This window comes from Mariniflexile sp., from assembly GCF_041583155.1.
In the GTDB taxonomy this organism is placed as follows: Bacteria; Bacteroidota; Bacteroidia; order Flavobacteriales; family Flavobacteriaceae; genus Mariniflexile.
Map to the genome: position 1 here is coordinate 1 of NZ_JBFHGK010000037.1, position 20,257 is coordinate 20,257.

The 20,257-nt window shown below is 32.9% G+C and carries 18 protein-coding genes; 8 read left to right on the forward strand and 10 right to left on the reverse strand.

Going from position 1 to position 20,257, the window contains the following annotated elements:
- The 7 genes from ABYI63_RS13040 to ABYI63_RS13070 all read left to right on the forward strand — a co-directional run.
- A partial coding sequence (locus ABYI63_RS13040; RefSeq protein ID WP_372756811.1) for a sulfatase/phosphatase domain-containing protein occupies positions 1 to 435 on the forward strand: 435 nt, incomplete at its 5' end.
- Between the two features lie 341 nt (positions 436 to 776).
- Positions 777 to 2,027 carry a DNA cytosine methyltransferase gene (locus tag ABYI63_RS13045; RefSeq protein WP_372756813.1) on the forward strand — a complete coding sequence of 417 codons (1,251 nt, stop codon included), beginning with the start codon at positions 777 to 779 and terminating at the stop codon, positions 2,025 to 2,027.
- A 5-nt stretch (positions 2,028 to 2,032) separates the two neighbouring features.
- Positions 2,033 to 3,514: an ATP-binding protein gene (locus tag ABYI63_RS13050; protein ID WP_372756814.1), complete on the forward strand. Its 1,482-nt coding sequence runs from the start codon at positions 2,033 to 2,035 to the stop codon at positions 3,512 to 3,514.
- Positions 3,507 to 6,290, forward strand: coding sequence for a Z1 domain-containing protein (locus ABYI63_RS13055; RefSeq protein ID WP_372756816.1), 2,784 nt, complete (start codon positions 3,507 to 3,509; stop codon positions 6,288 to 6,290). The genes ABYI63_RS13050 and ABYI63_RS13055 overlap by 8 nt, the downstream gene beginning before the upstream one ends.
- Positions 6,277 to 7,272: a PD-(D/E)XK motif protein gene (locus tag ABYI63_RS13060; protein ID WP_372756818.1), complete on the forward strand. Its 996-nt coding sequence runs from the start codon at positions 6,277 to 6,279 to the stop codon at positions 7,270 to 7,272. Before ABYI63_RS13055 ends, ABYI63_RS13060 begins: the two co-directional genes overlap by 14 nt.
- A 6-nt stretch (positions 7,273 to 7,278) precedes the next feature.
- Positions 7,279 to 9,600 carry an AIPR family protein gene (locus tag ABYI63_RS13065; protein WP_372756819.1) on the forward strand — a complete coding sequence of 774 codons (2,322 nt, stop codon included), beginning with the start codon at positions 7,279 to 7,281 and terminating at the stop codon, positions 9,598 to 9,600.
- 46 nt (positions 9,601 to 9,646) lie between these two features.
- Positions 9,647 to 9,883, forward strand: coding sequence for a transketolase C-terminal domain-containing protein (locus tag ABYI63_RS13070; protein ID WP_372756855.1), 237 nt, complete (start codon positions 9,647 to 9,649; stop codon positions 9,881 to 9,883).
- Positions 9,884 to 9,900: 17 nt separating this feature from the next.
- Here ABYI63_RS13070 and ABYI63_RS13075 read toward each other — a convergent pair whose 3' ends face one another.
- From ABYI63_RS13075 to ABYI63_RS13100, 6 genes are all read right to left on the reverse strand, one after another.
- Positions 9,901 to 10,176 carry a hypothetical protein gene (locus ABYI63_RS13075; protein WP_372756820.1) on the reverse strand — a complete coding sequence of 92 codons (276 nt, stop codon included), beginning with the start codon at positions 10,174 to 10,176 and terminating at the stop codon, positions 9,901 to 9,903.
- A 134-nt stretch (positions 10,177 to 10,310) separates the two neighbouring features.
- Positions 10,311 to 11,330, reverse strand: a complete 1,020-nt coding sequence (locus ABYI63_RS13080) for a phytase (RefSeq protein WP_372756821.1) — start codon at positions 11,328 to 11,330, stop codon at positions 10,311 to 10,313.
- An 8-nt stretch (positions 11,331 to 11,338) separates the two neighbouring features.
- Complete coding sequence (locus ABYI63_RS13085) at positions 11,339 to 14,185, reverse strand: TonB-dependent receptor (RefSeq protein WP_372756823.1); 2,847 nt, start codon at positions 14,183 to 14,185, stop codon at positions 11,339 to 11,341.
- 206 nt (positions 14,186 to 14,391) lie between these two features.
- On the reverse strand, positions 14,392 to 14,652 hold the full coding sequence (rpmA, locus tag ABYI63_RS13090) for a 50S ribosomal protein L27 (protein ID WP_372756825.1): 261 nt from the start codon (positions 14,650 to 14,652) through the stop codon (positions 14,392 to 14,394).
- 38 nt (positions 14,653 to 14,690) lie between these two features.
- On the reverse strand, positions 14,691 to 15,347 hold the full coding sequence (gene rplU / locus ABYI63_RS13095; protein WP_372756826.1) for a 50S ribosomal protein L21: 657 nt from the start codon (positions 15,345 to 15,347) through the stop codon (positions 14,691 to 14,693).
- Positions 15,348 to 15,452: 105 nt separating this feature from the next.
- Positions 15,453 to 15,896 (reverse strand): DUF4199 domain-containing protein, encoded by a 444-nt coding sequence (locus ABYI63_RS13100; RefSeq protein WP_372756827.1) that lies wholly within the window; start codon positions 15,894 to 15,896, stop codon positions 15,453 to 15,455.
- A 225-nt stretch (positions 15,897 to 16,121) separates the two neighbouring features.
- Between ABYI63_RS13100 and ABYI63_RS13105 the strand changes: the two genes are divergently transcribed.
- Complete coding sequence (locus ABYI63_RS13105) at positions 16,122 to 16,619, forward strand: heavy-metal-associated domain-containing protein (protein ID WP_372756829.1); 498 nt, start codon at positions 16,122 to 16,124, stop codon at positions 16,617 to 16,619.
- Between the two features lie 56 nt (positions 16,620 to 16,675).
- Here the strand turns inward: ABYI63_RS13105 and gldD are convergent, their stop codons facing one another.
- From gldD to mutY, 4 genes are all read right to left on the reverse strand, one after another.
- The gene (gldD, locus tag ABYI63_RS13110) at positions 16,676 to 17,257 is read right to left on the reverse strand and encodes a gliding motility lipoprotein GldD (RefSeq protein ID WP_372756830.1); all 582 of its coding nucleotides are present in this window, start codon (positions 17,255 to 17,257) and stop codon (positions 16,676 to 16,678) included.
- Complete coding sequence (locus tag ABYI63_RS13115; protein WP_372756831.1) at positions 17,257 to 18,561, reverse strand: gliding motility-associated protein GldE; 1,305 nt, start codon at positions 18,559 to 18,561, stop codon at positions 17,257 to 17,259. The genes gldD and ABYI63_RS13115 overlap by 1 nt, the downstream gene beginning before the upstream one ends.
- A gap of 53 nt (positions 18,562 to 18,614) precedes the next feature.
- Positions 18,615 to 19,079, reverse strand: a complete 465-nt coding sequence (locus ABYI63_RS13120) for a single-stranded DNA-binding protein (RefSeq protein WP_372756832.1) — start codon at positions 19,077 to 19,079, stop codon at positions 18,615 to 18,617.
- A 90-nt stretch (positions 19,080 to 19,169) separates the two neighbouring features.
- Positions 19,170 to 20,231 carry an A/G-specific adenine glycosylase gene (gene mutY, locus ABYI63_RS13125; protein WP_372756834.1) on the reverse strand — a complete coding sequence of 354 codons (1,062 nt, stop codon included), beginning with the start codon at positions 20,229 to 20,231 and terminating at the stop codon, positions 19,170 to 19,172.
- Between the last annotated feature and the right edge of the window lie 26 nt (positions 20,232 to 20,257).

Sequence of the window (20,257 nt, forward strand, 5' to 3'; positions counted from 1 at the left end):
AAAAGCAAAGGCAGTTTGTACCAAGGCGGTATTGCCGTGCCATTAATTATTTCGGGCAAAGGCGTTACGCGATTAGGCGCACGCGACCAAAACCTTATTAATGCCACCGATTTATTTTCAACCATTGCGCAAATGGCTGGTGTAAATGCAAGCAGCTACCAAAACAGTGCAAGTTTTTATCCGTTGCTAAGCCAATCGACTAGCAATAATCGCCAGTACAATTACTCCGATGTGTTAAATGTAGTACTCGCCCGATCGGGCTATACCATAAGAGATACTACCTATAAATTGTTTGTTTTAGATAATGGCACCGAACGCTTTTACAACTTAAAAACCGACCCCTACGAAACCAATAACATCATAGATACCCTAACCCCCGAAGAAACCACCATTTACAACAACTTAAAAAAAGAAGTTGGGGTGATTAGGTCTTAAGCTGTCCAATTAGTGTATTGTTTTTTATACATTGCTGGGTTATGATTTGTGTTTATTAAAAGTTGAAAAAATCAAGCTTCTCACATTGAATTTGTCGGAAAAAAGTTATAAATTCGTTTTGAAGTAAAAATGGTCAAATAATACCGATTGTATTTCTGAGCATCTATTAATACTCAAAAGGTAACAATATAAAATATTCACAAATATTAAAATATCAAAATTACGTACAACACTTTTTTAACTGTAACAATTAGTAACCCACACCATAGGTAAAAGATGCTGAATTTTACTATGTACAAATTAAAAAAGAAGTAAATTTGAAAATATAGAAATAGAATATAATGTCATATAATTTCATAGACTTATTTGCAGGGGCAGGTGGACTTTCTGAAGGTTTTATCCAAGCTGGATTTGAGCCTATTGCACATGTTGAGATAGAAAAATCTGCTTGTAACACTCTAAAAACAAGAACAGCGTATCATTATTTAAAGTCCAATAATAAATATGAAGTTTATGTATCTTACCTTAAAGGTGAAATTACTCGCGAAGAACTTTATGATAGTGTTCCAAAAGAAATTTTAGATACTGTAATAAACCTTCCAATAGGTGATGAAAACAATAAAGCCATTCAAAAGCAAATAGATGAATGCCTTGGAAAAAGAAAAGTTGACCTCATCATTGGAGGCCCACCTTGTCAAGCCTATTCGTTGGCAGGAAGATCAAGGTCAAAAACTAAGATGGTTGGTGATCCAAGAAATTATTTATTTGTTCAATACGCAGAATATTTGGAGAAATATCAACCAAAAATGTTTGTGTTCGAGAATGTACTAGGGCTTAAATCAGCTAAAAAAGGACATTATTTAGCCGAAATGGAAAAACTTTTTATAAAAAAAGGTTATCAGATTAAACTTTTTACTCTTGAAGCTAAAAACTTTGGTGTACTTCAAAACAGAAAGAGAATCATAATCCTTGGTTGGCAGAAAAATAATAAAAACAACTTTCCTAACCTCGAAGATATCAATGTTGCTAACGATTTTGTGGTTCAAGATTTACTAAAAGATTTACCAGTGATTAAAGCAGGAGGAGGAAACGATAAGTTTTTAAATTATAAAACTGAAACAACCGAATATTTAAAAAACCATTCCTTACGAAATGGTATCGACATTCTAACTCAGCATATTGCTAGACCACATAGAGAACAGGATAAAGAAATATATAAAATTGCTGTAAAGAAATGGGAAAAGAAACAGGAGAGGTTAAACTATAACGACTTACCTGAAAGACTGAAAACACATCAAAACCGCACTTCTTTTTTTGATAGGTTTAAAGTTGTAGCAGCCGATTTGCCTTATTCTCAAACTGTTGTTGCACATATCGCTAAAGATGGCCATTATTATATTCATCCTGATATAAAGCAAAATAGATCCATTAGTGTTAGAGAAGCTGCTCGACTGCAATCTTTCCCAGATGATTATTATTTTGAAGGCGAAAGAGAAGGAGCAAACAGAACTGCGGCTTTTAAACAAATTGGAAATGCTGTGCCTCCATTGATGGCAAAATCAATTGCCTTAGAAATTTTGAAAGCGCTTTAAGGTTTATGATTGACTACTCCAACATCCAATCTGCATATGCCGAACCAGAGGCAAGCTCGATGATTGAAACCTTTCGTGCGATTGGTTATTCCATTGAAACAGCTATTGCAGACATTATTGATAATTCAATAACAGCTGAAGCTAAAAATATTTGGATAGATTATGACTGGAAAGGATCAAATACTAATCTATCTATTTTAGATGATGGTACAGGAATGAATAATGAACAACTCATTCAAGCGCTACGACCAGGAAGTAAAAACCCCCTAGATAAGCGAAGTGACCATGACTTAGGCCGTTTTGGGTTAGGGCTTAAAACTGCTTCATTTTCTCAATCAAGAAAATTCACTGTAATTTCAAAAGCTAAAGATTATAATTCTGTTTATTGGAGTTGGGATTTAGATTATGTAAATAAAGAAAAAGCATGGAAATTAATTAGATATGTCCCAAATGAATTTCAATGGTTAGAAAAACTAAATTCAATAAGCACTGGAACTTGTGTAATATGGTGGGATTTAGATAGATTAACTAAGGAAACTAGCGAAGAAAGTGAAGAAGCAAAAAGTAAGTTTTTTGCAGTAATGGATTCGGTTAAAAAGCATTTATCCATGGTCTTTCATCGATTTATTGATGCTGGTTTGAAAATTTATTTTAGAGGCCGTTTAATAGAATCTTGGGATCCTTTTATGATCGGTGTTGAAGGCTTACAAACGAAACCCGAAACAATGATGGAAGGAGGAAAAATAAAAATAAAAGGTTTTGTTTTACCTCATAGATCAAAACTAACTGCGGAACAGTATAATTACGGAAAAGGTCCTAAAGATAGTTGGACAGCGCATCAAGGATTTTATGTGTATCGAAATAAACGACTTTTAGTAGCTGGAGATTGGCTTGGTTTGTTTAAGAGAGAAGTACACTATGATCTTTGCAGGGTTCAAATTGACTTACCGAATAACTTCGACGACGATTGGCAGATTGACATAAAAAAATCAATCGCTAGACCACCTTCTGTTTTCCGTGAACAAATTTTGGCTTTAGCTAAAGAGGCTCGTAATCAAGCAGTAGAAGTTTATCGCCATAAGGGTAAAGTATTAAAACGGAAGTTGGCATCTGATGAGTACTTTCCATTTTGGGAAGAAAGAGCTAGACATGGAAAACGATTTTATAAAATTAACCGAAATCATCCCCTATTAGATGAATTGCTTTCGAAATCAGGAGAACTGAAAACCGAAATCGAGAAAGTTATTCAATTCATTGAGGAAACTATCCCTGTTCCATTAATAACACTTCAAGAAAGTGAAAATGAAAAACCTCATGGACAACCTTTCGAAGGAATTGACCATGAAGCGATAAAAGAAACAATGCAAAAGTTATATAACAGCTTTTTAACAGTTGGCTTGTCTAGTAATAAAGCCAAAGCTAGAATACTTAACACTGAACCATATAATTTTTATCCAGAATACATTGAATTTTTGATTAATGAGTAAAAAAGACCCAATAAAAAATATTAGACAACTTTTATCCGATAGCTCCTCCTATACAAGAGAAGAAATTGAAGAAGCAGTTGACGAAGTCCTTAAAATGCGATATTTCGTGAATGAAAATCGCGAAATGCTCATCAGACGAATTGAAGAACTTTATACAATTCGACAGGATGAATTTAAGTCAATAGAAAAGGCTGATGAAAACTTACCATGGCTTAATGAAAAAAGAGCAGATATAGATTTTGCTAATGGTTTTTGGGGCAGATATAGAGAATATTTAGAAATAGAAAAGAATTTTGCCCCTGAAGTTATAAATAAGTTGGACAGACTTACTGATAGCATTCTAGATAACCTTTTTGACCCGACTCTTAAGATTACAATTAATAAAAAGGGATTGGTTGTTGGTCAAGTCCAATCAGGCAAAACAGCCAATTATACTGGCTTAGTATGTAAAGCAGCCGATTCTGGGTTTAAGCTTATAATTATTATGGCTGGTATCCATAATAATCTAAGAAGTCAAACTCAAATTAGAATTGATGAAAGTTTTTTAGGTTTTGACACGCAACATACAAGGGCTTTTGACCAAAGAAGTATTCAAATAGGTGTTGGTGATCCGTATTTTGGTCCACCCATTGTAGCACACTCTTTAACCTCTAGTATTGAAAAAGGAGATTTTACACAAGGAGCAGCAAATGCATTAGGCTTAAATTTTAATACATCTGAACCAATTGTAGCTGTAATCAAAAAAAACCCTCATGTACTTAGGAGAATATATCAATGGCTGGCTGCTCAAGCAAGTGAAGACAATGAACTTGGAAGAATTATTCGAAATAAATCACTTTTACTAATTGATGACGAAGCAGATAACGCTTCAATAAATATTTCTAACGACCCAGAACGTCAAAGTTCAATAAACGGCTGGATAACTCAAATTTTAAATCTTTTTGGTAAAAATGCATATGTTGGCTATACTGCAACGCCTTTTGCAAACATTTTTATTCCATTAGATGATCAAAACCTCTTTCCAAGAAATTTCATAAAGAACATTCCTGCTCCTTCTAACTACATTGGACCTGAAAAGGTTTTTGGTTTTAGCCCTTTAGAAGAAGATGAATCATCTAACACTGTCCTTCCCATAGTAAATAGGATTGATGATCATGTTAACTTTGTGCCTGACAGACACAAATTGGATGATCAATTGCCAACTTCACTTCCGGAATCATTAAAAAGAGCCATTCGTTGTTTCATAATTACGTGTGCAATTAGAAGATTAAGGGGGCAAAAAACAGTTCATAATTCAATGCTTATTCATGTTTCTAGATTCGTGCGTTGGCAAGATCACATCGCAGAATTGGTTTCAAACCAATTTGCATATTATCGTAGAGGCATTGATCAAAATGATACCAAAATTTTAAATGAGTTTAAATCCACATTTCAGAAAGATGATAACGGTTACAAATCGTTCGTTTCTGTTTCACAACAAATTCTTGATTCTGAACTAAGGAATTTAGATTCACAAATTCAGGTTCATCAATGGAGTAATGTATTACAACATTTAAACGATGCGGCCTCACGCATAGAAGTTAAATCTATACATGGTGGTTCGGGAGAAGCTCTAGATTATTTTGATCACAAAAATGGCCTTTCAGTTATAGCAATTGGCGGCAATAAATTGTCCAGAGGATTAACCCTAGAAGGGCTTACTATAAGCTATTATTTAAGAGCCTCCAGAATGTATGATACGCTAATGCAAATGGGGCGTTGGTTCGGTTATCGTGGTGGGTATGTAGATTTATGCCGTCTATTTACAAGCCGAGAGTTAAATGAATGGTTTTGTCACATTACCCAAGCTTCAGAAGAACTAAGAGAAGAATTTGAATATATGTCTGATGTCGCAGGATCTACACCTGAACAATACGCCTTGAAAGTAAGAACACACCCTGGCGTTCTTCAAATTTCAGCAACGAATAAAATGCGTTCGGCAACAACTGTCCAAATATCTTGGGCTGGCAGATTGGTAGAATCTTACGAGTTTAAGAAAGATATACCTGTAATGAATAATAATTTTAAAAACACTCAAAAATTCATTTCTACTTTACCGTCAAATTTTGTTAAAAAGCCTAATGCATATCTATGGTATGATATTCCAGCAGAACAAGTAGTTAATTTCTTTGAGGGTATTCAATCGGTTGAAAATCTCAAAAAAGCAGAACCAAGAAAATTGATACAGTTTATAACGACTCAATTGAGAAATCGTGAATTAACGGATTGGCGAATCGCCCTTATGTCTAAACCTAACGCTAAAAACAACTCATTATTTGAAATTAATGCTAATAGGGTTCCAATTGGTCAATGGAAAAGGACAGAAGATGATAAAAACTCTAATGATCAAATTTATTATTTAAGAAAATCACACATCATAAGTCCATCAGATGAGTTTATTGATTTCACAGAAGCTGAGTATACAAGAGCCATGGAATTGACTAATCTGCATAGGAAAAAAGAAGGTAACGCTATGTATCCAAATGGTCAAGTTGTTAGGAATGAACTTAGAGATACTAAAAAACCGTTACTATTAATTTACTTGCTTGACCCAGAAGAAAGTATTGACTCAAAACATCCGTTACCAGAAGGAACAAATCCGTTTGTAGGTTATGCGATAAGTTTTCCTAAAAGCAATTTTAATGCACCAGTATCATATGCTATTAATGAAGAGTTATTAGATAAATTTGATGTAGTCGAAGATGATTTTGAAGATTATGGAGATGACGAAAATTGAAACAATTTGGACAGATTTAGAGCGTGATACGTCAAACCACTCAGGATTGCTATACAAGCGGTATTCGGCAGAAGTTTTACCTGATGTTTTTATTGCCTTAAAATCTCCTGAAAAACTTAGGTGCATTGCATTTAGAATAAATTCTTCTTTCCCTTTTGAAGAAAATCAATGGAACAAACTTAAAGACATCAAAATTGAAACGTTGCCGGATGAAAGAGATAATAATAAAAAGTTTCTTTTAATCCTTTTACTAAACAAACAACATAAAGACATATTCTCTACCCTATGCGAAGATTTGATTTTTGGTGTATCGCAAATAACTAATGAGCAAACACTCGTAGAAAAGTTATTAGAACGTTTAGCTAAATGGCAATCCTTGTTTGAGAAAGTTGGAAAACAAGGTTTAACACCAGAGGCTCAACGAGGACTTTATGGAGAAGTGTTTTTTTTGAGATTATTCTTAAATAATTCAATTGATAAAAATCATTGTATAAAAACTTGGGTTGGTCCTGAAAAGTCTATCCAAGACTTTCAGTATTCAAATTGGGCAGTTGAAGTAAAAACAACTCACGGAAATAATCACCAAAAAATCCACATTACTAGTGAACGACAATTGGATGATTCCATCATTGAAAAAATATTTTTATATCATCTATCACTTGACATAAGGACTGGAAATGATGACACATTAAATTATCTTATAGATGAAGTTTTGGGATTACTTAATGATAATACAATGGCTTCAAATCTATTTAAATTAAAATTATTAGAATCTGGATATTACGATGCACATAGGCCTTTATACGAAGATAATAGCTATACTATTCGACAAGAAAACCTATACCGTGTTTCTGGTAATTTCCCAAGAATAACCGAAAATCAAATTCCTATTGGCGTTGGTGATGTGAAGTATTCGATAGTTTTATCGGAATCAGAAAATTGGAGAATAAATCATGAAACCCTATTAAATGAAATCCTATAACATTTTATGGAAAATAAAGAATTAAATAAATTCTACATTGATATTCAGGAAGAAATAAAAACAACTTTAATTTCAGAAGAAGAAGGCACAAATCCTGAGCAAATTTTTACAGAATTAGCACTTTCTTATTTATCTGAAGCTGGTGAGTCAGAAAATTACAGAGTATGTTTTGATGAAAAAATAAGTAAAAGAGGTGTAGAACATAAAATTAATGGCTATTCACTTTATGAAAATTATGAAACACTTGATTTGTTCGTAACAATATACAATGGGGATTCTACCATACAGAGTATTAATAAAGCAGACGCTGAAAAGACAATTGATAGGGTTGTAAAATTTTTCAGGAATGCAATTTATAAAGACTATGTAAACGAAATAGAGGAAAGTTCTGAAATATTTGACCTTGCACAAACATTAGCGAATGTACCAGAAGTAAAAGAATTCCTTACTAGAGTTAATGTTTTTTTGATTACAAATGGAGAGGTCAAGGCAGATTTAAAAACCTCGGATAAAATTGCTGGTTATCCTGTATTTTTTAGAACAATAGACATTAATTATCTTTTTAATCTTTCGGATAAATCAAGAGTTCCAATTGAAATTGATTTTGAGCATTCCGGTTATAATGTTCCTTGTATCGTTAATGAAACGGATAATACAGATTACCAATCTTGGTTAGCAATTATTCCTGGCATTGCACTAGCTAGTATATATGAACAATATGGAGCAAGATTACTTGAGCAAAATGTTCGATCGTTTCTACAATTTACTGGTAAAATAAATAAAGGCATAAGAAACACAATACTCAAAGAGCAACATATGTTCATGGCCTTTAATAATGGAATTGCTGCAACAGCTGATGGAGTGACAATTACAACGTTACCTAACAATCAAGGTATAGCAATAGGTCGAGTAAAAGATTTTCAAATTGTAAACGGTGGACAGACAACGGCATCAATTTATCATACATGGAAAAAGGATAAAATAGATATTAGTAATGTTTTTGTGCCTGTTAAACTTACAATTGTAAAAAACAGAGAAAATTTTTCAGAAATTGTTGGACGCATAGCTGAATATGCCAATACACAGAATAGAGTATCTGCTTCAGATTTAAGTTCAAATAGAGAGAATCATGTATCAATAGAAAAACTTTCTAGAACTATTTGGGCTCCTCCTGTTTCTGGCGAATCATACCAAACACGTTGGTTTTTTGAACGTTCTCGTGGTCAATTCAAAAATGAAAGAAATCGTCATGGATTAACTCCTTCAAAAAGAAAGCAATTTGACAAACAGAATCCAAGAAGTCAAATGTTTACTAAAGAACTTTTAGCTAAATATATAAATACTTATCAAGAAGTGTATAGTGGCAAAAAACTCGTAATTGGACCACATATAGTTGTTCGAGGCAGCCAAAAAAACTATGCTCAGTTTTTAAATTATAATTTTGATAAAAAACCCGATAATATTTGGTTTGAGGATGTTATAGCTAAAGCAATTCTATTCTCTTCGGCGGAAAAAGTTTATGGTGTAAAACCTAATGCTATTGGCGATATGCGTTATATAGTAGTTCCTTACGCAATAGCTTGGTTAGGTTATAAATTGGATTACAAACTTGATCTATACAAAATATGGAAACAACAAGCTTTAAGTGATTCTCTAAAATCTAAATTATATGAAATAATGAGCAAGATTGAAGAGTTTATTAAATCAGAAGCTCCGGGTTCTTTATATGGTGAATGGGCAAAAAAAGAAGATTGTTGGAATGCTTTGAAGAACGAAAATCTAAAGATAAACCTAGACGATTTATCTAATGAAATTGAGAATAAAGAATCTGAAAAGCGCAAATTATTGACAGAAGACGATGCTGTTAGGGCAGAAATTGAAGAATCCATTAATAGAATCAAATCGGTTCACTATAAAACTTGGAAAAAAATAGAAGTTTGGGGTAGAGAAACGGGAAACCTTAGCCAATATCAATATGATATGGCTTTTAATTTAAGTAGTAAATTTAGAAATAATAGAAGCATTACTGATATTGAAAGAATTCAGGGAGAAATTATTTTGAATATCGTTGCTCAAACTAATCATGAATTGTTCTATGATATGGATGATTTTTTTATCGAAGACGGCAATAAAAAGGACAATGATATTGAAATTACAATTGAACTTATTGAAAAAATTGTTCAATGGGACAAAAGAAACAAAAGACTTTCTGATTATAAATATTGTTTTATGAATGACCTTGTACAAGGAAAAAAGGAATTAAACCAAAGGAATAAATACCTTGCAAGCCTTAATTTAAAGACAGTTCAAAAATATGGGTTTAGATAGAAATTATGAATCCCATTTAAACTAAAAATTAATTACAAAAACAATCATTAGTGAATTAAAAAAATACTCCACAGTTATTACCGTTGATGACAACACCATAAAAGGCGATTTCGGAAGTGCTATTTTAGAATTTTCTTCTGCAAATGATTATAAAAACGACATTAACGTTTTAGGAATACCATATCATTTTATAGAGCACGGTAGCGTAACACCACTGCAAAAATCTATTGGTTTAGGTTCGGAAAGTTTGAAGAAGTACATTAAGCAAATTCAAAAAAAATAATTTGTAGGATAGCAGAGCTATTCATCAACTACATCTTTCTCAAAATACCACCATAAACTAGAGTCAATAGACGCTTTCATTCTATTAATATCTACGGCATCTTTTAAAAAAATAGTAAGGTTTTCACCTGCATGATTCTGCTCAACAGTTTCGTTTATTTCAATAATATCAATCTCAGTAAAGTGTTCTAAATGATCTTTAATTTTACCATCCAAAGATTCATCACTCAAAAATATTTTGATGGTTTGCCTTGTTGGAGAATTTCTAATTTCGGATCGGAATGGAACTAACATAACAACAATTTTAGGTGATACAATAAACGAATTTGCAAATGCAACACCCTAAGTTACTAAATTATTCTATTAAAGTCAATAAAAAAACCCTTCCTATTGAAAGAAAGGGTTTATAAGCAAACAATTAAGCTACATTATTCTAACAGTTTTAACTTGGCCAAATCATGAAAAAAGAAATTCTTTTCATCGTTCATAGACACAAACAATCCGTTAGGAAATTTACTTCCCAGAGCAGTTGTAGTAACATCACAACCATCGGTTTCTGAGGTTCCTAAATTAATTTCTTTTATAAACACATTTGTTTTTAAATCAAAAACCACAAAGGAATGCGCTTGCTGGTTAGACACAATTAAAAAACCTTTATTTTCATATTTTGCAATGGCAATACCTTCAATATCGTCTTTAAAATGCTGGCTTCCAAAAAAGGCTAATTCTGCATTACCATGTTCCGGGCTTGCATGATATTTTCTTACGCCTGCACCTTCATCGGAATAATAAACAAATCCTGCCTCATCATCAACAGCAATAGCTTCAATTTCTTTTTGCCCGCTAAATGTTCCTAGTCTTCTAACCAACTTAGCTTTTACGCCCATGGAATCTGAAACTAATTCATATTGATATAAATACCCATTAGTTGGTCCTGTTTTTCTGCTAACAAAAACCGAAATGCTTCCTGTTTTAGGATTTTTATATAGAGCAACTCCCATTGGTCGTTTCATTTCAATTGTATTTTCATCTTCAAAAACTTTAAAACCACCATTATCTAAAGGTCTCATATCTGGCACTGAAAACAATCTAATTTGGTTTTTTCCCCTTTCAGAGAAGACCATAATATCGGTTTCAGTTGAATCCGTTAATGCAAAACCATACTCAATATCCACATTATTTGGGTAACTAATACCTGTAATGCTTTTTTCGTTAATAATTTTACCATCAAGATTAAATGCATACACACCACCGTTCACCTCATCTTTATCTGTTCCAAAAACAATACTTTCTTCGGGGTTCTGTTTGTTAATCCAAATAGCAGGATCATCGCTATCATGAGGGGTTTTTTCAGTAACCGTTGTTGCTAATATTTCGGGCAATTTAGCAACGCACCCAAGCAATAAAACGGTAATGCCAAAAACAATATTTACTTTTAGTTTATTCATTTTCGCAATTATTTTTTCTTAAACAAATCATATTTTAAACCAAAAGTTAAACGCTGACCGTAATACTCCATTTGCATGGTTCTAGCCTTTGCACCTTGAAAATAACGTAAGGGCTGGTTCGTGATATTATTTAAATCAGCATATAGACTTAAATTCTTGCTTATTGAAATATTTGCGTTAAAATCTAAGAAGAATTGCTCATCATAATATCTGTCTTCAAAAGCACGACCACCAATTTCATCAATATAAGAATCGGAATAGTTAGCTGATAAACGGAAACTCACTTTTTTACTTGCATAACCTAATGATGCATTAAGCATATTTGGTGCAGTTTGCGGCAAATCTAAATCGTTACGTTCTTCGCCATCTTCATTTTTAATTCCCTTGGCATCCGACGTTAAATAGGTGTAGTTTAAGTAAACGCTAAAGTTTTTTGCAAAACCTGGCAAGAAATCTAACTGACGCTGAAATGACACCTCGGCACCAAATACAGTGGCGCCTTCACCATTTAATGGCTGGTAGACATCGTAATTATTAACATCCTCGAACTGGCTAGTGTAAACAAAATCTTGAATATTTTTATAGAACAACCCTCCTGAAAGGATTCCAACAGATTTAAAATAATGTTCAGCCATAACATCAAAATTCATAGCTGTGGTTGGCTTTAATTCTGAATTTCCTAAATAAATCTCTTCATCTTCGTTGTTTATTTCCTTGTAAGGTACTAAATCAACATAATTTGGTCTTGCCAATGTATTGGTCCATGCAAAACGCAATACTGTATGGTTTGAAACATCATATTTTAAATGTAAACCTGGCAACAAGTTGGTATACGAGTTATCATCTTTTAAAGTATTAGTACCATCATAATCACCATCCGTATCAAAAATTAGTTCGTTTCCTAAACTAGTTATTTTAGTGTGCTCTAGCCTTAAACCAACCAACAGATTAAGCTTATCTGATAGTTTTTGACTAGTCATTGCATAACCTGCATATACGTTTTCATCTACATCAAAATTAGCAGTTAAGTATTCCTCTGGAAGGATTTCTGCTTCAAACTGCGCAACATCGTTCAAATTTAAGCTACCTAAATATTCTGGCGTTGCAAAAGTACCAATACTGTATTGCCCCCCTGCTAAAAAGTCATTGTCGGAATAATTACGTGTTGGAATCCCTCCTAATTCATCAAAATTTGAAGATTCCGGGCTTAATTCAATAAAATCGTTTGCTCTATTTTTGTTTTTTAATCTGGCACGCACACCAAACTTAAGAAAACCATCTTCTTGCTGAAAGATATTTAATGGTAATTTGAAGTTTGCAAATAAATTAAAATCTTTTTCTTCTGTATATTGATTTTCTTCTGTTAATTCACCAAATTCAAAATCATTATAAGCCGCATCATCAGCAAATAGTGGTATATATAAAGGTTTTTCCTGATCGTTATTAAAGCCGATAGCATACTCACTTTCATATTCTAAATAACGCTCATTTAATCGTTCTTCCGAGGCTTTCGAGAATGAAGCCATCCAGTCAATTTCCAGTTTCTCAACTAAGTGTTCTCCACCAATACTGAAATTAAACATACGCTGGTCTTCTAATCGTCTGTTTTTATTTCGATTATTATCAATACCCCCTTTCGTTTGTCTTTTTGCTTCAATTGGAAAGGATGTTAAATTGTTATTACTATCTATTGAAAAATCAGCTAATTCAATATCTTTACCATCTAAAATTTCTTGTGAAAAAGCGAATCTATTTTCACGGTCATCTCTCCAATTGTATATAGATTTTAAATAAATATTATTGTTTTCGTTAAGTTTATAATCAAAATTTGCCGAAAAACTTCTACGAATACGTTGCACTAAATATTCTCTTATTTCAGAAACTTTAGCGTATGGATTAACTGCTACTTCTTGTAAATTATCTTCATCATTAAAAGCATTATATTCAAACTGATCTTCCCATTCTGCTTCAACGTTATCACTACCAAAATCATTATCATTAAATGATGCAGCAAGCATATAACCAAATTTACCGTTACCACTTCTATCTCCTAATAAAAACGATCCGTTAAGTATTCTTTTCTCGGTAATAAAGTTAACACCAGAACCACCAGTTGCCGACAAACGAAATCCTTGAGGAGAAGTTCTTGTAACTAAATTCACCGAACCACCAATAGCATCAGCATCCATATCGGGAGTTACCGCTTTATTGACTTCAATCGTTTGAATCATATCCGAAGGAATTAAATCCATTTGAACATTTCTGTTATCACCCTCTGCAGAAGGAATACGACTACCGTTTAATGTTACCGAATTTAATTGAGGGGAAATACCACGAATTATAATATTACGAGCTTCACCTTGGTCTACCTGCATTGTGATTCCTGGAATACGCTTTACCGCATCACCTATATTCGCATCTGGGAATTTACCAATTTGATCTGTTGAAACGATATTGGTTATGTTTGCCTTATTTTTTTGAATATTTAAAGCTCTGGCCTGCCCGCCTAAAGAATAACTTGTAATTTGAACCTCAGCTAATTCCGTATTTTTAGAATTTAGCACAATGTTAATAGTTGTTGTTATTGAATTCGAAACAACCACTTCTTGTTTAAATTCTGAATAACCTAGGTATTGAATTAACAGATGATAAGTACCTTGGGGAATGTTAACCATTGTGAAACTTCCATTAAAATCGGAAATCGCTCCTTTTTGAAGTTCTTCAATTAAAACCGTGGCTCCTGGTACTGCAATCCCATTTTCATCGGCAATAACACCTCTTATATTCCCATTTTGTGCAAATCCTGTTAATGACAACAGTAATGCAAAGAATAAAAATAAATAATCTTTTCTCATGTTTATTTTGTTGATTAGTTTTTGAGCGAAATAACAAAATAGCCTAGGGAAGCGTTTTATCCAATATTTACGAAACTGTTAAGAATTACAATGAATTTATATTTGATCACAGTTAATTAACATTGCAAAAACATTACGGAAAAGAATGAATAAAAAAACCCTTTCTGTTTCCAGAAAGGGTTTGAACTTTAAAAAGAAATTAGTTTCTAAACCTCAAATGGTTCGATAGAAACATAAGACTTATTGTCTTTTTTCTTTGTAAATTTTACAATACCGTCTACGTATGCGTGTAATGTATGATCTTTAGATGAGTACACATTCTCACCTGGGTGGTGTGTATTTCCTCTTTGTCTTACGATAATGTTTCCAGCAATAGCAGCTTGACCACCAAAAATCTTAACACCTAAGCGTTTTGATTCTGATTCTCTACCATTCTTAGAACTACCTACTCCTTTTTTATGAGCCATTGTCTTAAGGTTTTATATTGTTAAACTTTAACGATTTGTTATTCAGCTTTTCCGCCGTTTAATTCGTCTTGCCATTTTGCTAACTCATCCCATTTACCTTCAGCAGCTAATTTAGCTTGTGCCGGCCAAGTATCTGTTACATGATTTCCACGAACATCTGCAATGATTTCAGCGATTTTTTCCGGAGTTGATTCTGCTAATTCAGCAAAAGTTGTAATTCCTGCAGCCACTAAGGTTTCAGCAATTTTAGGCCCAATACCTTCAACTTTCTTTAAATCATCAGCTTTTCCTGCTGCTTTTTTTGCAGCTGGTTTAGCTTCTGCTTTTGGTGCAGCAACTTCAGCTTTTTTCTCTGCTTTTGCTGGGGCAGCTTTTTTAGCTCCAGAAGCAGCAATGCTTTCTATTACAATTTCAGTTAAAGATTGACGGTGACCGTTTTTCTTACGGTAACCTTTACGTCTTTTCTTTTTGAAAACTATAACTTTATCACCTTTAAGGTGCTTTAAGACTTTTGCTCCAACTTGAGCTCCGTCTATAGCTGGGGCGCCTACAGTTACATTGTCACCATCACCAATTAGAAGAACATTATCAAAAGCAACTTGCTTTCCTTCTTCTGTTTGTAAACGGTGTACAAAAACCTTTTGGTCTTTAACAACTTTAAATTGTTGCCCTGCTATCTCTACAATTGCGTACATAGCGTAACGTTTTATTAATTAATTTTATACAAAATAGACCTACCTCTACGGAAGGCGGGTGCAAATATACTGCTAATTAATTAATTTACAAACGTTTTATTTCTTTTAGGCAAGATTTTTACTGTTTTTAAAAAGTTGCATTACAGCAAGGGTTACAACTACCGTGGTTGCAAGCCCCATTACACCCACCACAAAGGTAATTAAGCCAACATCTGCACCTAAACCACCTTCCATTTCTTTAAGTAATTCTGGCAAAAATTCAGGACTTAACTCCGTGGCATAAAACAAGAAAAAAATAGTAAATAGAATGGTGGCAATAAAGCCTGTGATAAGCCCAATTTTAAAACCTTCACCATAAGAAAACGAATCAGGACTTTCTAGTTTACTAAATCTAACAGCTTCATAAACTCCAAACGCAGTTATTACTGCATTAAAACAACTAAATACTGGATTTATGTGCTTATGAAATAAGGCTAAAATTAAAAAGTAAGCTATTAAAACGGCACTGGTTACAAGTCCAAACCTAATGGGAAGTGTTATTTTTTTCATGTTTAAAAATTTAATTTTTAGTTAAGAAAACAATACTCGGTTAATAAATCTACCTTAAAAATCAATAAACGCTAACAAGTTTATTCCAACTTAAAAATGATTTATGCTTTTAAATTTCGGAAAAAAAATGGTAAAAAAATAATTTAACTCATTATTTAATAAAGATTTATAATTAGCAAACCTTAATATTTATTAAATTTGCTTGAATTTAAATCAGTACAAATAATGAAAATAATAAAAAATATAATGTTGGTTGGGCTAGTAGCTTTATTTGCTATGAATTGTAAAAACGAAACCAACCCAGAGGTTAAAACGGTTGAAATAGCTAAGGAAACCGCCAATATTACCGATCCTAATGCCATTTACGCTAAAGCAGAATTTACCATTGAAGGAATGACCTGCGCTATGGGGTGTGCTAAAACCATTGAAAAGAAAATAGCAAAAATGGAAGGCGTAAAATCTGCTACTGTTGATTTTGATAAAAAATTAGCCATGGTAGAGTATGACGAAGCTAAAGTTACACCTGCGCTGTTAGAAAATACAGTTACCAAGGTTTCCGACACTTATAAAGTTAGTAATATGAAAACTGACAGTTCTGGTAACAAAGCAAAATGTCAAAAAGATTGTAGTAATGCCAGTACTTGTGCTAAAACAGCAGCCGAAAAAGCCGCATGTGCAAGTGAGAATAAAAAGGCATGTTGTTCAGAAAAAAAGAGTGCATAAACTAAATACACATTGAAAAAAGAGCTTCTTAATTTTAGTATTGGGAAGCTCTTTTTTTATTTCCAATGAAGTGTTTCCATTATTTGCATCATATCTTTTTGCAAATAGTTAGCAGCTGGTAAAATAGAATCATAATTAGGCTTCGCATAAAAATAAAGTGAACCTACCAAAAAATGCTTAACACTATCGGTAATATAAAATTGTGCTGGAGAAGCTACATTACCCTTCACTTCAGAAAAAACACCATAAACTTTACGTTTTTTATTCTCATAAGGAAACACAGGAATTTCATCTGCTTTAATAGTATGCTCTAATGTGAATTTTTGCGCATCACGAAGGTACTCTGTTAGTACATTTTCATCACCATTGATTGCTTTATAAGTTAAAAATATAGTGCCTTTTAAGGTTGGATATTCTATATTAATACCGTAACTCTCGGTAGGCGCAGCTAACTTTTTAATCCTTATATCGGAAGCCAAATTATTACTTTCAAAAGTAAAAGGCACATTTGCTGTAATAGTTTTATATTTTGCATTTGGATAGTCTAACCTTAAATATGCTTTTGGCTTTGGAACATAGTCTTGCCCACATGAAAAACATAACAGAAGTACTACTAATACATAAAAAAAATGCTTCATTAAGTGATGGTGAATTTTACAAGTTTTATCCGCTTTTTATCCAAAGCTTCAATTTTAAAAACGTAGTTTTTAAAAATTATTTTACTATTCAATTTCGGAAAACTACCCGATATTTCTAAAACAAAGCCTGCAATGGTTTCGGCTTCACCTTTGTATTCCTCAAAAACAGAAGGGTCTTCCATTTTAATAATTTTATAAAAATCTTTCAAGGCTGTCTTACCTTCAAATACAAAATTATTTTCATCGAGTTTAGAATAAGTTAAATCGTCATCATCAAACTCATCACTTATATCTCCTACAATTTCTTCAATAATATCTTCTAAAGAAATAAGGCCAGAAGTACCACCATACTCATCTACCACTACTGCCAGATGCACTTTCATCTCCTGAAAATCGGCCATTAAATCGTCCAACTTTTTGTTTTCTGGCACGAAAAAAGGTTCGCGCATCAAGCTTGTCCAATCAAACTGCTTTCTATCTATATAGGGTAATAAATCTTTTACATAAAGAATTCCCTTTATAGAATCGATATTATCTTTATAAACAGGAATTCTGGAATACCCATTTTTTACAATCTCAGGTATAATGTCCGTATATTTCTGCTCAATATTTAGGGCAAAAATATCTATTCTAGGCCGCATCACCTGCTTCGTATCAGTATTACCAAAAGAGACTATACCTTGAAGTATTTTATGTTCCTCTTTAGTAGTATCTTCTTTACTTGTTAGCTCTAAAGCCTGCGATAACTGATCGATACTTAAGTTGGACTTTTGCTTTCCTAATTTATTATGAATACCAATGGTTACACTTCGCATTGGCAAACTTAAAGGCGATAACAAAACATCCAATACACTAAGTGGATAAGCCATAAAAGTGGCAAACTTTAAATTGTTTCTACTTGCGTAAATTTTAGGAAGAATTTCACCAAATAACAAAATTAAAAAGGTAACAATTACCACCTCTATGATAAATTTTAAAACTGGAGAAGAAATACCTAAAAACAAATCACCACTTAAATAGGCAAACAGAATAACGATACCTATATTAATAAAATTATTAGCTACAAGTATGGTGGCGAGTAATTTTTTAGGACGGTCCAACAAACGTGCAATTATTTGAATGCGTTTTGAATTAACCTCCAGACCCTTATCTATTTCCGTTCTTGTGAGTGAAAACAATGCTACTTCCGAACCTGAAATAAGGGCAGAACATAATAGGAGCAAAAATAATAATATAATACCTAAAACAACTGAAGTGTCAATTGTTGAAATTAAATTTAAAAAATGCGTGGGGTCAGGATCCAACTATTAGAGTTTTAGTTACACAAAGTAATCTCGTTAAATCGAGATATTTCATATTAAAAAGGTAAATCATCTTCTTCCTCTCCAACAATAGGTTCTGGAGTATTTTGTGGTTTAGCAACTGGTTTTTGTTCTGCAGGAGCCGCACTATTCGTTGTACTGGCTGCATTAGCTTCACTTTCTTTTTTTGTACTTAAAAATGTAAAATCGGTACATTGAATTTCTGTAGAATAGCGCTCAACACCGCTTTCATCTTGCCATTTTCTCGTTTTCAATCGGCCTTCAATATATACCTTATCACCTTTACTCAAATACTTTTCACAAATTTCAGCACCTTTATTTCTAACCACAATATTATGCCATTCCGTATTAGTAATACGTTCATTGGTTTCCTTCCTCGTATAGGTTTCGTTAGTAGCCAAAGGAAATCTGCCTACACAACCACCACCTTCAAAATAATGCATTTTAACATCGTCACCTAAATGACCAATTAGCATTACTTTATTTAAAGTTCCAGACATAATGTTTGTTTTTAATAAGAAAGCAAAATTACTGAATTGCTTTGCATTTTAACTACTTGCTTTTCGTTTTTTTAAAATTAATAAAAAATTTCAATTGAATGTATTAACCAAATCAAAATTAAAACGTTCTATAAAATTACCAATTAATATTGGCACTGCATATTCCTCCATTTCAGTTATGGGAACTCCGTTATTAGAAGTACCGGTAACCTTAACAATCCAGAATTTAGTATATAAATGTTGGTGAGATAATTTATGAATAATTGGATCTTCATTATATAGTACCAATTCAAATTCCTGATTCTGTACTAATTTGTGTTTTTTAACCAATTCACCAAAAACTTCAAAATTTAGGTTCTCTTTGGTCTCTATTAAAGGAAACTGGTAAAGGTTTTGCCAAATCCCTTTACCTTCACGCTTTTCTAAAATGGTTTTTCCATCTTCAAAAATAAAAACCAAAAAATTAAAATACTTCTTTTTAACTTTTGCTGCTTTTAACTTTACTGGTAATTCTGAAATTCTATTCTTATTAAAAGCGATGCAACCAGTATTCAAAGGACACACACTACAATCTGGATTTTGCGGTTTACACTGAGTTGCCCCCAGCTCCATTATGGCTTGATTAAAGGTGGCCGGGTTATTAACATCAATCAATTCCTGCGCCAATAATTTAAATTCCTTAGTGCCTTGGGCAGAGTTAATAGGTGTAGCAATACCAAAAAAACGAGACAGCACACGATATACATTACCATCTACTACAGCGGCAACTTCATTAAAGCAAATGGAAGCAATAGCACTAGCCGTATAATCGCCAATACCTTTCAGTTTTAATAAGTCTCTATATGTATTAGGAAACTTACCGCCTAACTCATTAGCAATATGTTTTGCAGTAGCATGTAAATTTCGAGCTCTAGAATAATAACCCAATCCCTGCCATAGTTTTAAAACTTCGTCTTCCTGTGCTCTCGCTAATTGAAAAACAGACGGAAAATGATGTGTAAATTTGACGAAATATGGCAAACCTTGAACCACTTGCGTTTGTTGTAAGATGATTTCGGATAGCCAAATTTGATAAGGGTCGGTTGTTTGTCGCCAAGGTAGTTCGCGTTTATTATTTGAATACCAATGGATTATAGTTTTTGAAAAATTCATTAATTAAATAAATACAGCAAACAAAA